Origin of the sequence: Kitasatospora sp. NPDC057738, from assembly GCF_042798815.1 — a bacterium.
Taxonomy (GTDB): Bacteria; Actinomycetota; Actinomycetes; order Streptomycetales; family Streptomycetaceae; genus Kitasatospora; species Kitasatospora lactacystinica.
In genome coordinates this window covers 1-15,833 of record NZ_JBHVJT010000119.1, presented here as the reverse complement: position 1 = coordinate 15,833, position 15,833 = coordinate 1, and the positions used below count along the sequence as shown (strand labels likewise).

Below are 15,833 nucleotides of genomic sequence, written 5' to 3'. Positions count from 1 at the left end.
TGCGCCTCGAACAGCCCCGGCAGCGTCCCCACCGGCACCTCACGCGCCGTGTCGTTCCAGCCGCGCAGCACCAACTCCCGCTGCCCGGCGTCCAGAACGGCGATCCGGTCGAGCGTGGCGGCGGAGTCCTCCTCCAGCCCGCCGACCAGGTTCTCCACCGCCGTGCACAGCAGACCGCAGACCACGTCCGAGTCCATCGGCGCACACGCCTGCACCGTGAACCGGAACCCGACACCGGTGTCGTCCACCGACACCGTCAACGGGTAGTTGTTGCCCTCATGGGCGTACAGGATGTCGATGCCCGCGATCCCGGTATCCGGCAGGTTCCCCCGACCGGACTCGGAACGCGGCTTGCTGTGACGGTAGTTGAGGATCGAGGTGAACAGCGGGCTCTGCGCCGGCAGGCTGGTCGCCTGCTGGGCGAGGGACAGCGGGGCATGCTCGTGGGTCAGCAGTTCGGCCAACTGCGCCTGTGCTGCCCGCAGTCCGTCGCCAAGTCGCTGGGTGGCGTCGACCCGGATCGGCAGCGTGTTGATGTACAGACCCGGCGTACGGCTCGCCGCACCTCCCGCGTCCATCCGGCCGAGCAGCACGGTTCCGAACACCGGATGCGTCTGCCCCGTCGTCGCCGCCGCGACCCGTGCCCACGCCAGGTGGAAGAACGCGGCCGCGCTCACACCGTTCAGGCGAGCCAACTTCCGCACATGATCGGCCAGTTCGTCCGACAGCTCGACGATCGTCTCACCGACCTCGCCGCCTTCGCCGTGCGTGTCCAGAACGCCGTACGGCGCGGTCGACTCCTCCACCTCCCCGAGCGCCCGCTCGAAGAACGCGCGGTGCTGCTCTGCGGTGACCGCCAGGCGCGCGTGCGCGACGAAGTCGCGGTACGGCGCCGGCTCCGGCAGCCGGTCCTCCTCCTGCTCCAGGTGCGCCCGCACCTCGTCCAGCAGGACTTCCAGCGCCTGGTGGTCGCGGATCAGGTGGTGGCTGCGAAGCACGACCAACCACCGGCCACCAGAAGCGTCCTGAGTGATGGTCAGATCAAGAAGAGGCGCCCGGCGGATGTCCATCGACGGCGGGCACGCCGCCAGCAGCCGGGCGACCGCTTCGTCACCGGCACCGGCCGCCAGGGCGACCTCGGACACCACCAGCGGCGCCTGCCGCAGCACGACCTGCAGCGGCTGGGACAGTCCCTCCCACAGCACCGCCGTCCGCAGGATGTCGTGCCGGTCCACCACCGCCTGCACCGCGGACACGAATCCGTCGACCCGCTCCCGCGAGTCGAAGGCCAGCACCGTCGGCAGCGTGTAGACGTCACGGCCCTGGTCGGCGTCCAGCAGGTGGTGGAAGAAGATCCCCTCCTGCAGCGGCGCCAGCGGGTAGACGTCGGCGACGTTCGCCGCACCGCCCGGGACCTGCTCCACGATCCGTGCGAGATCGTCCTCGGTGACCTCGGCCAGCGTGACCATGTCCGGCGTCAGAACGGTCGCGTCGCTCGGGATCCGGTTCTCCGGCACCACGAACGCCTGGCCCTCGTCCACGGCCGCAAGTCCGGCCGGCGTCGGAGCCTGGAACAGCGCCTTCACCGACACCTGCAGGCCGCGGGAACGCAGCCGCTCCACCAGCGTCACCGCCAGCAGCGAATGCCCGCCGAGTTCGAAGAAGTTGTCGTCGACGCCGACCCGCTCCAGCCCGAGGACCTCGGCGAACGCCTCGCACAGGAGCGTCTCCTCGGGCGTCCTCGGCGCGCGGTAGGAGGCCTCCAGCTCCGCCGTGCGGTCGGGGGCCGGGAGGGCGCGGCGGTCGAGCTTGCCGTTGACGGTCAGCGGGAGCGCCTCCAGCAGTACGACCGCGGACGGGACCATGTAGTCGGGAAGCGCCGTCGCGAGCGCGTCCCGCAGCGCGACGGCGTCCAGCTCCACGTCCGCGTCCAGGTCCGGGACGGCGTAGGCGGTCAGCCGCTTGTCGCCGGGGACGTCCTCCCGGACGATCACCACTCCCTGGGCCACGCCCGCCTGGCCGAGCAGGGCGGACTCGATCTCGCCCAGCTCGATGCGGTAGCCGCGCACCTTGACCTGGTCGTCGGTGCGGCCCAGGTACTCCAGCGTGCCGTCGGCGCGCCAGCGGGCCAGGTCGCCGGTGCGGTACATCCGCTCCCCGACCGAACCGAACGGGCAGGCCACGAAGCGCTCCGCCGTCAGGTCCGGACGGCCCAGGTAGCCGCGCGCCAGCTGGACACCGGCGATGTACAACTCACCCGCCGCACCCACCGGAACCGGACGCAGCCCGGAATCCAGCACATATGCCCGGGTGTTCCACATCGGCCGGCCGATCGGCACGACCTCCGCCCCGTCCAGCACCTCCGGAAGCACGAAGTCGGTGCAGCCGACCGTCGCCTCCGTCGGACCGTAGTGGTCCACCACCACGACACCCGGATGACGCTCGCGCCACTGCGCCACCGCCGCCGCCTGGACCGCCTCACCGCCCACCATCAGCCGGCCCGACGGGCTCACCCGATCGCCCAGCGAGTCCAGCACCGCCAGCGCACTCGGCGTCACCTTCATGAACGACGGCCGACGACCGCCCAACACACCCGGCAGAGCATCGTCCAACGCGGCGACCACCACCTCGCCACCGCACACCAGAGCCCCGTACAGACCCGTCACACCCGCGTCGAACGACACCGACGCGTGCAGCACCGTCAGCCCCGCGACCTCCGGATACGCCTCCACACACCGGACCACGTAGTTCACCAGGCCCGCCTGCGTCACCACCACACCCTTCGGCCGACCCGTCGACCCCGAGGTGTAGATCACGTACGCCGGACTCTCCGGACAGTGGCCCGCACGCACCGGATCCGACACCGGCAGCACGCTCAGCGCATCGGCGGTCTCCGCGGCGTCCAGGTCGATCCGCCGCACCCCGGCGTCAACGCCCAGGCCCAGCCCCGCCGTCGCACCGGAGGCGACCAGCACCGACGGCCGGGCGTCCGCCACCGTCGCCGCCAGCCGCTCGACCGGGTACTCCGGGTCCAGCGGCAGGTACGCCGCCCCCGTCTTCCCCACCGCGAGCAGCGCCACCACCAGCTCCACCGAGCGCGGCAGACACACCGCGACCAGGTCCTCCGGCCCCACACCACCCCCGACCAGCAGGTGCGCCAGACGGTTCGCCCGCTCGTTCAACTCCCCGTACGTCACACCACCCGACGCGTCCGACACCGCCACCGCACCCGGCGTCCGCACCGCCTGCGCCTCGAACAGCTCCGGCAGCGTCACCGCCGGCACCTCACGCGCCGTGTCGTTCCACCCGAACAGCACCAGCTCCCGCTCCGCCTCGCCCAACACCTCGATCCGACGGAGGGGGGTGTCGGCGGGGGCGGCGGCCATCGCCAGCAGGGTGTTGCGGAAGAGCGCCACCTTGGCGCGGTTGGTGTCGTCGCTGTAGAGCTCGGGGTTGACGTCCGAGGCGATGCCGATGAGGCCGTCGGTGGAGTTGTCGTAGAGCGACAGCGAGAAGTCGTTGAAGTGGCCGCCGCCCAGCGGCTTCAGCCGGACCGAGCAGTTGCCGAAGGCGAGGTCGTAGTCGAACGGCATGGCGCTCATGACCAGGCTGAACAGGTTGCCGCGGCCGACCAGCCCGAGGTCCCGGAGGATGTCCTCGTAGCGGTACCGCTGGTGGCGCAGCGCGGTGCGGATCGCGGTCCCGACCCGCCGGACGAGCTGCTGGAGGGTGAGGTCGTCCGACACGGCCACCCGGATCGGCAGCATGTTGGCCGCCATGCCGGGGACGTCGAGTTCCTGGCGGCTCCGGCCGAGGACGGGGACGCCGATGACGACGTCCTCGACGCCGGTCAGGCGGTGGAAGCAGAGCACGGAGGCGGCGATGGCCAGGCCGGAGACGGTGGTCCGCAGACCGCGTGCGGCCGTGCGGAGGTACGCGGAGGTCTCGGCGTCGACGGTCTCGGCGTGCCGGGCCAGGGTGTGCGGGGTGCCGACGGGCGGGCGTCCGCCGCTGAGGCTGGGCATGTCCGGGCGGTCGGCCAGGGTTTCGGCCCAGTAGGCGCGGTCCTCGGCGAAGCTCGCCGAGGCGCGGTACTCGGTGTCCTTGTCCAGGAGGGTGTCCAGCGGCACCGTCCGCGGCTCGGGCACCGGACCGCCGGCCGCGAGGGCGGTGTAGTGGGCGGCCACCCGCGAGGCGACGATGGCGCCGCTGAAGCCGTCGGCGGCGATGTGGTGGCCGCGCTGGTACCAGAGGTGGCGGTCGGCGGCGACGCGGAACAGGGCGTAGGTGAAGAGGCGGTCGCGGTCCAGCCGCATCGGCCGGGCCAGGTCGGCGCGCATCCAGGCCTCGGCGGCGGCGACCGGGTCGCGCTCGGCGCTGACGTCGAAGGTGTGCAGCGGCCAGTCGTCCGAGACGGCCACGTACTGGCGCAGCGAGGTGCCCGATCCGGTGAAGCGCACGTGGAGGGGTTCGACCCGTGCGGTGATCTCCCGCACGGCCCGCTCGAACAGCTGCGGGTCCAGGTCCCCTTCGATCTCCAGGCACTGGGCCACGCTGTAGACGGGGTTGTCCGGGTCGAGTTGCTGAGCGTTCCAGATGCCTCGCTGCGCGGCAGAGAGCTCCTTGTACGCGACGCCGACTTCTGACGTGCTCATACCACTCCATCGTCCCGTTGTGAGCGTGTTTCCACGCGTGCGTGCGTGCGGGGCCCGGGGTCGTCCGGCCTCGGGGCAGGGGCCTCCCGCGGGAGGTGCCGGTGCCGGGAGGCCGCCGCGACGGCAGGCCGAGGCCTCGGCCGGACCCTTCGGAGGAGGGGCGGCCGGGCGCGGAATCGGGCGGGCGACGGGGGCGCGGGCGGGCCGGACGGCGGCCGCTCCGGCGCCGGGCAGCCCGAACCGCCCCCCTCGGGGAAACCGGAACCGCGGGAATCCCGGGCGGCCGGTCATGGTCTGTCCGCTTTCGGATCAATCCTGGCGCGGACCGGCCGACGCGTCAGTGAAGCGCCGGCGAAAGAAGTGTGGAGAAAACGGCGGGCATTGACGCAGAACCCCCCCTGCGTGGAATGGGCCGACGGCCCCGCCCGCGAATCGAAGGACCCTCTTCGGTACATCCGGCGAGACCATTCCCGCCACAACGCTCACACATTGACTTTCCCCCGTATTGCCGACACTTCGCCACGCGAAGCGCACATGATGAACCATGCGCGGCGATCGCCGCTCCCGCGTCCGGATGGCAGACTCGGCCAACATCCGACGGGCTCCTGAGCAGGCGTCAGGACAGTAAAGTCGATCTTCAGAAGCCCTGCAATGTGAGCCCGGTCACAGGAAAACTGCGATTGCGGCGTCTATGCTGGTCACTCGCAAGCCTGCAGAACACGCTTGCTGCACACGTCGGGGGACAACGGGGTATGATGAACAGTTTCCGACCCATTTCAACAGGGTCCACAGCAATCCTTCTTTTCGGGGCCACACCTCTCTGAAATCTGTCCTGAACATGTCATAAAGCCCATCGGCCCCCTTCCGTCCGAAGGCCCGCCGAGGCGTTTATCAGGCAGTCTTTTCCCTTTTTCCGGATATCGACGCCGCGATTGTCGCGCGTCGCACTTCGGCGTGCCCGGCAAGTCCCGGTGCGCGCCGGAAAAGGGCTGAACACGCATGCCTCCGACCGTGCGGCAGGGGCCGGTCCGCGATGTCCGCGGACAGGCGCGCCCACGGCGGGGACGCCGTTCGACGCGAAAGGAACGCACCCTCGTGGATCCTGCTTGTACCTACCTGCTCGTTTGCGCCGGCTGCGACTGGCGGAGCTCCGACGACGGGCTCTGCCTGAGCTGCCCGCGATGCGGGGACGACACCCTGCTGCGCAGCGAGTACGCGGAACAGCGGTTCACCGTCACGCCGGAGCGGTCCGGCATCTTCCGCTACGGCTGGCTGCCGGTCCGACGCGAGGTCGACGGCTCCCACCGGCCGGCCGTCTACCGGAGCGAGGGCCTCGGGAAGGCCCTCGGCCTGACCGACCTGTGGATCTCCTTCAGCGGGTACTGGCCCGAACGCGGCTGCCGGATGACCTCCGGTTCCTTCAAGGAGCTCGAGGCCTTCGCGGTGCTGGGACGCACCCCCGAACAGGCCGGTGTGATGGTCATCGCCTCGGCCGGCAACACCGCGGCGGCCTTCGCCGCGGCCCGGAGCGAGGGAGTCCCCCGGCTGCTGGTGGTCCCGAGCCGGGCACTGCCGGCCGTGGCGGCCGCCGACGCGGGGTCGGCGGACGTCCAGGTGGTCGCGCTGGAGGACGCCACCTACAACGACGCGATCGACTTCAGCCGGAAGCTGATCGCCTGCGGTCCCGGGTTCTTCGCCGAGGGCGGGGTCCGCAACGTCGGCCGCCGCGACGGGCTGGGCGTGGTCGCCCTCGCCGCCTTCGAGGAGATGGGGGTCCTTCCCGAGGTCTACGTCCAGGCGGTGGGAAGCGGCGCCGGGGCGATCGCCGTCCACGAGGCCGCCGAGCGCGTCATCGCCTCCGGTGCCGCCGACGGACAGTCGGTCCCGCGGATGCTCCTGTGCCAGAACGCGGACTTCGCCCCGCTCGGCCGGGCGTGGCAGGGGCAGCCGGAGGACCCGGCGCGGGCCGCGGCACCGCTCGACCTCTACGCCCCGGAGCTCGCCAACGCGACGCCCCCCTACCTCGTCGGCGGCGGTGTCCGGGACGTCCTGCGCGCCGGCTCCGGCGACATGCTGGTCGCCGGCCGCGCGGAGGCGGAGGCGGCCAGGGCGGTGTTCGAGGAGCTGGAGGGCATCGACATCGAGCCGGCGGCCGCCGTCGCCGTGGCGGCGCTGCGCGACGCCGTCCGGGACGGGCGGCTCGCGCCGGACGCGACCTGCCTGCTCAACGTGACGGGCGGCGGACGCCGGAGGCTGTACGCCGACGCCCCGGCCGCCGCGCCGCGGGCGTGGCTGGTCTCGCGCGGCGACTCCCCCGACGAGGTCGCGGCCCGCGTGCTGGACGCCTTCGCGACCGGCAGCCGACCGCGCGCCGTCGCCTCCGTGCGCTGAGCCGGAACCTCCGAGCCGAACCGTCAGAAGGGAAGTGGGCCCGTTGGGCAACCGCACCGTGGCAGGGTCGTCCCTGCCCCTCGACGTCCGGGACCTGCACGAATCGCTGGGCTCCCCGGTGAGCGCGTCGATGAACTTTCTCAACGAGGTGTCCCAGGACTACCCGGACGCGGTGTCCTTCGCCGCGGGCCGGCCGTTCGAGGGCTACTTCGACCTCGACGACGTCCACCGCCACCTCGACGTCTACCGCCGCCACCTCTCCGAGCGTTTCGACGGTGACGAGGCGAAGGTCCGGCGCACCGTCCTCCAGTACGGCCGCACCAAGGGCGTCATCCACGAACTGGTCGCGGCCCACCTGGCCGTCGACGAGGGCATCGTGGTGGACCCGGAGGCCGTCGTGGTCACCGTGGGCTGCCAGGAGGCGCTCTACCTGACCCTGCGGGCGCTGCGCGCCACCCCCGAGGACGTGCTGCTCGCGGTGACGCCGAGCTACGTCGGGGTGCACGGGGCCGCCCAGCTCGTCGACATGCCGCTGCTCCCGGTCCGGGAGTCCGCGGCGGGCGTCGACCTGGCGCACCTCACCGCCGTGGTGCGGGAGGCCAGGGCGGCGGGCCGGCGCCCGCGGGCCCTCTACCTCGTACCGGACTTCGCCAACCCCGGCGGGGTGCGGATGAGCCGGGAGGACCGGCTGCGGACCCTGCGGGCCGCCGCGGAGCTCGACCTCCTGGTGCTGGAGGACAACCCGTACGGCCTGCTCGGCGACCCCGACGGGCCCCCCACCATGAAGGCCCTCGACACCGACGGACGCGTCGTCTACCTCGGCTCGTTCGCCAAGACCGGGCTCCCCGGCGCCCGGGTCGGCTACGTGGTCGCGGACCAGCCCGTCACCGGCCCGCGGGGCGGGGCAGGCCTGCTGGCCGACGAGCTGGCGAAGATCAAGAGCATGACGACGGTGAACACCTCGCCGATCGCCCAGGCCGTCATCGCCGGGAAGCTGCTGGAGAACGGGCACAGCCTGCGGGCGGCCAACGCCCGCGAGCGGGAGACGTACCGCGCGAACCTCCGGCTGATGCTGGACGGCCTGGCCGCGCGGTTCGGCGCCGGACAGGTGCCCGGCGTCTCCTGGAACACCCCGAGCGGCGGGTTCTTCCTGCTGCTCACCGTGCCCTTCGCGGCGAGCGACGAACTGCTGGAGCTCAGCGCCGGCGGGCACCGCGTGCTGTGGACGCCGCTGCACCACTTCTACGCGGACTCCGAGCCGCGCCACGTGATGCGGCTGTCCTTCAGCCACCTGCTCCCCGCGGAGATCGACGAGGGGCTGGACCGGCTGGCCGGCTTCGTCCGGGAGCAGGCCGCGGCCGCCGCGCGGTGAGGCCGGCCCGCGCACCGCGGGCCCCCGGGGTGCCATCGAGACCGAGGCTGAGAGGAAAGACGTGCGCCCAGCACACCAGTGGTTGCGAGTAGTGAAACCGTCGGCGGAGCCCCGCACCCGGATCGTCTGCTTCCCGCACGCGGGCGGCGCGGCGAGCTTCTACCGGGCGTGGGGGCCGTCCCTCCCCGACGACGTGGAGCTGCTCGCCGTGCGGTACCCGGGGCGGGAGGACCGGCTGCTCGAACCGCCCGCGCGAACCATGGAGGCCCTGGTGGCCCCGGTGGTCGCCGAGTGCCTCCCGCTGCTCGACCGGCCGCTGGCGTTCTTCGGCCACAGCATGGGCGCGTCGGTCGCCTTCGAGGCCGCCCGCCGGCTCCAGGAGGCGCACGGCGCACGGATCACCGCCCTGTTCGTCTCCGGGCGGTCCGGCCCCGGGCGGGAGAGCGTCCCGGAGCAGTCGTACGCGACCGCGCCCGACCGGGAACTCGTCCGGCACCTGAAGGAGCTGGGCGGCACGGAGACGGCCGCGCTGGACCACCCGGACCTGCTGGAACTGGTGCTCCCGGCGGTCCGGGCCGACTACCGCATCGTGGAGGAGTACCGGGCCGATCCCGCCGGTGCCGTCCTGGACGTCCCCGTCGTCGCGTACTACGGGGACGAGGACGCCGACACCGACGCCGGGTCGGTGGCCGCGTGGGCCCCGGTGACGCGGGCGTCCTTCACCGCGCGGGCCTTCCAGGGCGGGCACTTCTACCTCACCGACCAGCAGGCCGGCCTGCTGCGGGACCTGCTGTCCCGGCTCGGCGTCCCGGCCGCCCACTGAACCGAGGCCGCCGCGAACCCGCGGCGCCGTCACCACCACCGCTAAGGAAGACGACAGTGACGAACCCGTTCGAGAACAACGACGCCCCGTACCTGGTGCTGCGCAACGCGGAGGGGCAGCACTCGCTGTGGCCCGCCTCCGTCGAGGTGCCCGCCGGCTGGGAGACCGCGTTCGGCGAGGCCGGCCGCCAGGAGTGCCTGGACTACGTCGAGGCCAACTGGACGGACATGCGCCCGAAGAGCCTGGTCGAGGCCATGGCCGCCAACTGAGCACCGCCGCACGTCCGTTCGCTGCCCGGGGCGGCCCGCCCCGGGCAACGGACGGCACGCCACCCGAGCCTGCGCGGCCGGCGCGCCCGCCCCGCGCCGGTGGAGCCCTGCGACATTTCCAAGGAGAGAATCACGTGAGTGGGTCCGCGGTCTACGGCAACCTCGGCATCGAGTACGTCGAGCTGTGCGTGGACGACATCGAGGCCGGCACGGCCACCTGGGTCGGGCAGTACGCGTTCCGGGTCGTCGCCCCGCAGGTGGCGACCGGAACGGGCCTCAGGAGCACCGCCCTCGCCCAGGGGGACGTCACGCTCGTCCTCACCGAGAGCCGGGACACGGACCACCCCGCCGGCGCCTACACCGCGCGGCACGGTGACGGGGTCTCCGACATCGCCCTGCGGGTCCCCGACGTGACCGCGGCCTTCGCCGAGGCCACCCGGCGCGGCGCGCGGCCCGTGGCCGCCCCGGCGCCGCACCCGGCGGGCGGCACCACCGCGACCGTCGGCGGCTTCGGCGACGTCGTGCACACCTTCGTCCCGGACGACGGCGCCGCACCGCCCGCGCTGCCCCACGGACTGGTCGTCGACCCGTCCGCCCTCGCCGCCGCGCGCGAGGTCGCGCCGCCCGTCGGCCTCCTGCGGATCGACCACTTCGCCGTGTGCGTCGACGCCGGCGAGCTCCAGTCGACCGTCGACCACTACAACCGGGTCCTGGGCTTCGACACCATCTTCGAGGAACGCATCGTCACCGGTGCCCAGGGGATGGACTCCAAGGTCGTCCAGAGCCCCTCGGGAACGGTGACCTTCACCGTCATCGAACCCGACACCACCGCCGACCCCGGGCAGATCGACGAGTTCCTCGCCCGCCACGGCGGCGCGGGCGTGCAGCACATCGCCTTCTCGGTGGAGGACGCCGTGCGCTCCGTCACCGCCCTGTCCGAGCGCGGAGTGCGGTTCCTGACCGCCCCCGGCTCCTACTACGACCTCCTCGGCCGGCGGCTGACCCCGAAGAACCACCCGCTGGAGGACCTGCGCCGGTGGAACCTGCTGGTGGACGAGGACCACGCCGGCCAGCTGTTCCAGATCTTCACCCGCTCCACCCACCCCCGCCGCACCCTCTTCTTCGAGGTCATCGAGCGCCTGGGCGCGGAGACCTTCGGGAGCTCCAACATCAAGGCGCTGTACGAGGCCGTCGAGCTGGACCGGACGAAGCAGGGCGGTGCCGCGCGGTGACCGCCCCCTCCTTCCCCACCCCGGCGGTCCGCGACGAGCCCGCCGCCCGGTGGCAGCGCGAACCCGCCTGCCTCCAGGACCTGGAGCGGGCCGCCGCCGCGGTCCTGCCGCCGGACATCTGGGACTTCGTCGCCGGCGGCAGCGGCACGGAGTCCTCGGTGCGCGCCAACCGCGACGCCTTCGACCTGCTCCACCTGGTGCCGCGGGTCCTGCGGGACGTCGCCGACTGCGCCACCGCGTCCCCGCTGCTGGGCCGGGACGCCGCGGCGCCGATCGCCGTCGCCCCGATGGCCTACCACCGGCTGGTGCACCCGGACGGCGAACTCGCCGTGGCCCGCGCGGCCCGGGACGCCGGCGTCCCCTTCGTCACCGGGACCCTGAGCAGCTACCCGCTGGAGGAGATCGCCGCCCAGGGCGGCCGGCTCTGGCTCCAGCTGTACTGGCTCAACGACGAGGCCAGGCTGTTCGACCTCGTCGACCGGGCCGAGCAGGCCGGCTGCGAGGCGCTGATGCTGACCGTGGACCTGCCCTGGATGGGACGCCGGCTGCGCGACGTGCGCAACCAGTTCACCCTGCCGCTGGACGTCCAGGCCGCCCACCTCGGTGACGGCTCGGCCTCCCGGGCCCACGCCCAGCGGTCCCGGACGTCCGCGGTGGCGGAGCACACCAAGGCCTTCATGACCGCCTCGCTCTCCTGGCGGCACATCGAACGGCTCCGCGAGCGCACCGGACTCCGGCTGGTCCTCAAGGGCCTCCTCGATCCCCGGGACGCCCGGCAGGCGGCGGACCAGGGGGTCGACGCGATCGTCGTCTCCAACCACGGCGGGCGCCAACTCGACGGCGCCGTACCGCCGATGGCGGTGCTCCCGGAGATCCGGGACGCCGTGGACGGCCGCTGCGAGGTCCTGGTCGACGGCGCGGTGCGCACCGGCAGCGACATCGTCAAGGCCCTGGCGCTCGGCGCCGACGGCGTCCTGGTCGGCCGCCCGGTGTTCTGGGGCCTCGCCACCGGCGGCCAGGCCGGGGTCGGCGGCGTCCTGCGCATGCTGACCGAGGAGCTGCGGGACGCGCTCGGACTGGCCGGCTGCGACTCGGTCGAGGCCGCGCGGTCCCTGCGCGTGGTCACCTCCGCGCCGTTGCGGACGGTCTCCGCGCCGCACGGGTAGCCCCGGGGGCCCCGGCCCCCACCCGACCCGACGCTCCGGGCGCCACCGACCCGAGGACCACTGCCATGGATACAGCGCTCCCGTTCCCCTACCCGCCCGCCCGACCGGTCGGGCCCTTCCCCACCGGCGGCCGGCCCGCCGCGCCGCTGCACCTGCTGCGCCGCCCCTCCACCGCCGAGGGCTTCGCCCTGGACACCACCGCCCCGGAGGAGCAGCACTTCGTGCTGTCGGCCGAACTGCCGGACGACCACGAGCTGTTCACCGACGGTCCGGGCACCTTCCACGACGTCCTGTTCCCGGCGGAGACGATGCACCAGGCGGCGCACTTCATCGCCCAGCAGTACTTCCGGGTCCCGGCCGACCGGCCCGAGGCCTTCGCCTCCAGCAGCGTCGACGTCCTGGACCTCTCGCCGTGGCGCCGCACCGGGCGGGCCGCCCACCTCGCCATGGAGCTCACCCTGACCCCGGGCGACGTGGTCAACGGCGTCCCGCGCGGCCTGGAGTGCGTGGCCCGGGTGGCCATCGACGGAGTGAACTGCGGACTCAACCGGACCAGGCTGGTGTTCGTCATGCCCGGGGTGCACCGCAGCCACCGCGCCCGGGGCCGGCGCGAGAGCCTGAACGACTCCTGCGCGGTGTCCGCGCCCGGCGCGGACGGGGCGCTGCGCCCGGCCCGCGTCGGACGGAGCGACCCGCGCAACGTGCTGGTCGGTCCGCCGCTCAGGGTCCTCGACGGGGAGTTCCTGCTGCCGGTCGACCCGGCCCCGGAGCACGGGCTCTTCCGCGCGGCGGCCGGCGGCCCGATCCCCGGGTCGCTGTTCCTGGAGGCCTCCCGGCAGGCGTCCCTGCTGGTGGCCGCGGAGCTGCACGGCTTCGAGCCCGGCCACGCCGTCCTGACCCACTGGCGGACCTCCTACCGGGGCCTCGGGGACACCGACCTGCCGCTCGCCTGCACGGTCTCCTCCCGCCGCCCCACCCGGGACTCGGCCGGCCGGCCGGTCGCCCGGATGCGGGTCGCCTTCAGCCAGGGCAGCCGGGTCGTCGCCAGTGCCTCCGCCTCCCTCCTGCAGGACTGCTGAACCCGGCCGATCGAAAGGACCATGTGATGCGCTTCCGGATCCTGGGGCCGGTCTCGCTGTCCCCCCGCACGCCGTCCGCCGCCAAACCGCGCGCGCTGCTCGCGACCCTGCTGGTGCGCGCCGGGGAGGTCATCTCCTCGGACAGCCTGATCGACGAGCTCTGGGGGACCGAACCGCCCCGCACCGCGACCACCACCCTCCAGGTGTACATCTCCCAGCTGCGCAAGCTGCTGGCCGAGGGCAGACCCCCCGGGCTGGAGACCGAGGAACTGCTGCTCACCCGGTCCCCGGGGTACCTGCTGCGGGTGCCCGAGGAGGACTTCGACCTGGCCCGCTTCGAGACGCTGCGGGTGGCCGGCCGTACCGCCTACGAGCAGGGCGACTTCGCCGCCGCCTCCCGGCTGCTGCACGACGCGCTGGCGGTGTGGACCGGCCCGGCGCTGTCCGGCGTGCCGCACGGGGTGCGCCTGGAGAGCACCGCCATCCGGCTGGACGAGCTGCGGATGGAGTCGCTCGACCAGCGGATCCGGGCGGACCTGCGGCTCGGCCACCACCGCAAGCTCGCCGGGGAACTGATGGCGCTGGCCACCGAGCACCCGCTGCGGGAGGCGCTGCACGGCCACCTGATGGTGGTGCTGTACCGCACCGACCGCCAGTCGGACGCCCTGCGGGTCTACGCCAGGCTGCGGCGCTCGCTGGTCGAGGAGCTCGGCGTGGAACCCGGGCGCTCGCTCAAGCGCCTCCAGGAGCGGATCCTGCGCTCGGACCCGTCCCTCGACTGGAGACCTCCCGAGCCGGCCGGCGGGTCCGTCGCCCGGGCCGCCTCCCCGACCACCGGGCCGCTGCGGGGGCTGCCCGGCGGGACGGAGAGGCTCATCGGACGCCACGAGGAGACCGCCTCGGCCGAGCGGATGCTGCGCGGCGAGGCCGGCCGGCCGCCGGTGCGGCTGGTGGCGGTGGCCGGACGGGCCGGCGTGGGCAAGACCGCGTTCGCGGTGCAGCTGGCCCGGCAGGTCGCGGACGCGTTCCCGGACGGCCAGGTCCTGGTCCGGCTGCGCGGGCCGCTCGGCCGGCCGCTGACCGCCGACGAGGCGACAACCGCCCTGCTGCGCGGGCTCGGTGGGGGCGACCACGGCGCGGCGGACCAGGTCCCGGCGGACCGCGGGCAGCTCACCGCGGCACTGCAGCGCGCCTTACGGGGGCGCCGGCCGCTGCTGGTGCTCGACGACGCCGGCTCGGAGGAGCAGATCCGCCCCCTGCTGTCGGCGGTCGGCGACTGCTCGGTGATCGTCACCGGCCGGCGGATGCTCTCCGCCCTCGACGGCGCCCGGCACCTCGTCCTCCAGCCGCTGCGCCCGGACGAGGCGATGGAGATGCTCCACGTCGCCGGCGGGGAGCTGATGGCGGCCGACCCGGTGGCGGTGGCGGAGATCGCCGGGCTCTGCGGCCACCTGCCGCTGGCCCTGCGGGTCGCGGCGGCCTCGCTGGTCGCCCGTCCGCACACCACCGCCGAGGGCCTGGCGGCCCGGCTGCGCGACGAACGGACCCGGCTGGAGCGGCTGCGCGAGGGCGACCTCGACCTGCGGGCCTGCCTGATGACGGCGTACCAGGAGGCGCGGCCCGAGCAGCAGCGGGCGTTCCGGCTGCTGGGGCTGGCCCCCGTGCCCGACTTCGCGCTGTGGACGGTGGCGGCGCTGCTCGACGTCGAGGCGCCGGTCGCCGAGGAGCTGGTGGAGGGCCTGGTCCGCGCCCAGCTGCTGGAGACCAGGCCGCAGCCGGACGGGCAGGTCCGCTACGGCTTCCACGAGCTGCTGCGGGTGCTCTCCGGGGAACTGCGCCAGCAGGAGCGCACGGACTCGCTGCGCGCGGCGACGGCGCGGCTGGGCGCCGCCTACCTGTCCCTCGCCCGCCGGGCCGACGCGCTGCTCACGCCCGGCCGCAGCCGGCAGCCCGAGGAGCCGGCCGCGGCGCCGCCGTCCGGCGCGGGCGGCCGGGCACCGGCGCCGTGCGCGCCGCTGGCCTGGTTCCGGCAGGAGGCCGCCGGGCTGGTGCAGTCGGTGCGGCTGGCGCACGCGGCCGGGCTGTGGCCCCTGGTGTGGGAGCTGGCGGGCAGTACCGCCGGGTACTTCCAGACCTGCGCGGTCTGGGACCAGTGGGAGACCTCCCACCGGCTCGCGCTGGACGCCGCGCGCCGGGCGGGCTCCCCGGCCGCCGAGGCGGCGGTGCTCCACTCCCTGGGCGACCTCGCCTGGCAGCGGCGCGAGGCGGACCGGGCGCTCGGCCGGTACGGCGAGGCCCGCCGGCTGTTCGGCCTGGCCGGAGACCGGCTCGGGGCCGCGCGCTGCCGGATCGGCGAGGCCGACGTGCTGCTCGGCCGGGGCCGCCTGACGACCGCCGCCCGGCGGTACGGCCGGGCGCTGGCCCTCTGCTCGGCCGGCCACGACCTGCGGGGGGTCGTGGCCGCGCTGGGCGGTCTGGCGATGGTGAACCTGCACCAGGGGCTCCCGCTCGGCGCGCTCCGGCTGCTCGACGAGTGCGGGAGGGCCGCCGAACGGCTCGGCGACCGCCGCTGGGCCACCTACGCCCGCCGCACCGCGGAGCGGATCGCCGGTCCGGACGGGCGGGCGGCCGCCGTGGAGGTCCGCCCGGGCATGTGGCTGCTCGACCCGGGCCGCCCGTCGTTCGCCCCGGCCGGCGCCGGGCGGACCGGCGGGCCGCTCGCCCGGCAGCTCCCCCAGCGGCTCTGAGCCGCGCTGAGGGCCGGCCCCCGCGGGCCGGCCCCCAACAGGAACCCACCGTCCCCTCCCTGGGAGGGGCAGGCCAGGGGGCGAAGCACCCCCCTGCTC

9 protein-coding genes are annotated in these 15,833 nt (G+C 74.1%); 8 read left to right on the top strand and 1 reads right to left on the bottom strand.

What is annotated here, in order from left to right; translation table 11 throughout:
• Positions 1-4,655: amino acid adenylation domain-containing protein (locus ACFVGO_RS37630; RefSeq protein WP_380636683.1), on the bottom strand; the 4,655-nt coding region annotated here is incomplete at its 3' end.
• Between the two features lie 1,095 nt (positions 4,656-5,750).
• Here ACFVGO_RS37630 and ACFVGO_RS37625 point away from each other — a divergent pair.
• From ACFVGO_RS37625 to ACFVGO_RS37590, 8 genes are all read left to right on the top strand, one after another.
• The gene (locus ACFVGO_RS37625; RefSeq protein WP_380636680.1) at positions 5,751-7,046 is read left to right on the top strand and encodes a cysteate synthase; all 1,296 of its coding nucleotides are present in this window, start codon (positions 5,751-5,753) and stop codon (positions 7,044-7,046) included.
• Positions 7,047-7,176: 130 nt separating this feature from the next.
• Positions 7,177-8,418 carry a PLP-dependent aminotransferase family protein gene (locus tag ACFVGO_RS37620; RefSeq protein ID WP_380636678.1) on the top strand — a complete coding sequence of 414 codons (1,242 nt, stop codon included), beginning with the start codon at positions 7,177-7,179 and terminating at the stop codon, positions 8,416-8,418.
• 91 nt (positions 8,419-8,509) lie between these two features.
• Entirely contained in the window at positions 8,510-9,241 is a 732-nt protein-coding gene (locus ACFVGO_RS37615; RefSeq protein ID WP_380358665.1) for a thioesterase II family protein, read from the top strand.
• 56 nt (positions 9,242-9,297) lie between these two features.
• Positions 9,298-9,510, top strand: coding sequence for an MbtH family protein (locus ACFVGO_RS37610; RefSeq protein WP_359897597.1), 213 nt, complete (start codon positions 9,298-9,300; stop codon positions 9,508-9,510).
• Between the two features lie 134 nt (positions 9,511-9,644).
• Positions 9,645-10,742, top strand: a complete 1,098-nt coding sequence (hppD, locus tag ACFVGO_RS37605) for a 4-hydroxyphenylpyruvate dioxygenase (RefSeq protein ID WP_380636675.1) — start codon at positions 9,645-9,647, stop codon at positions 10,740-10,742.
• On the top strand, positions 10,739-11,908 hold the full coding sequence (locus ACFVGO_RS37600) for an alpha-hydroxy acid oxidase (protein WP_380636674.1): 1,170 nt from the start codon (positions 10,739-10,741) through the stop codon (positions 11,906-11,908). Before hppD ends, ACFVGO_RS37600 begins: the two co-directional genes overlap by 4 nt.
• A gap of 65 nt (positions 11,909-11,973) precedes the next feature.
• Positions 11,974-12,987, top strand: a complete 1,014-nt coding sequence (locus ACFVGO_RS37595; protein WP_380636672.1) for an AfsA-related hotdog domain-containing protein — start codon at positions 11,974-11,976, stop codon at positions 12,985-12,987.
• Positions 12,988-13,013: 26 nt separating this feature from the next.
• Positions 13,014-15,734 carry a BTAD domain-containing putative transcriptional regulator gene (locus ACFVGO_RS37590; RefSeq protein WP_380636671.1) on the top strand — a complete coding sequence of 907 codons (2,721 nt, stop codon included), beginning with the start codon at positions 13,014-13,016 and terminating at the stop codon, positions 15,732-15,734.
• Positions 15,735-15,833 lie beyond the last annotated feature (99 nt).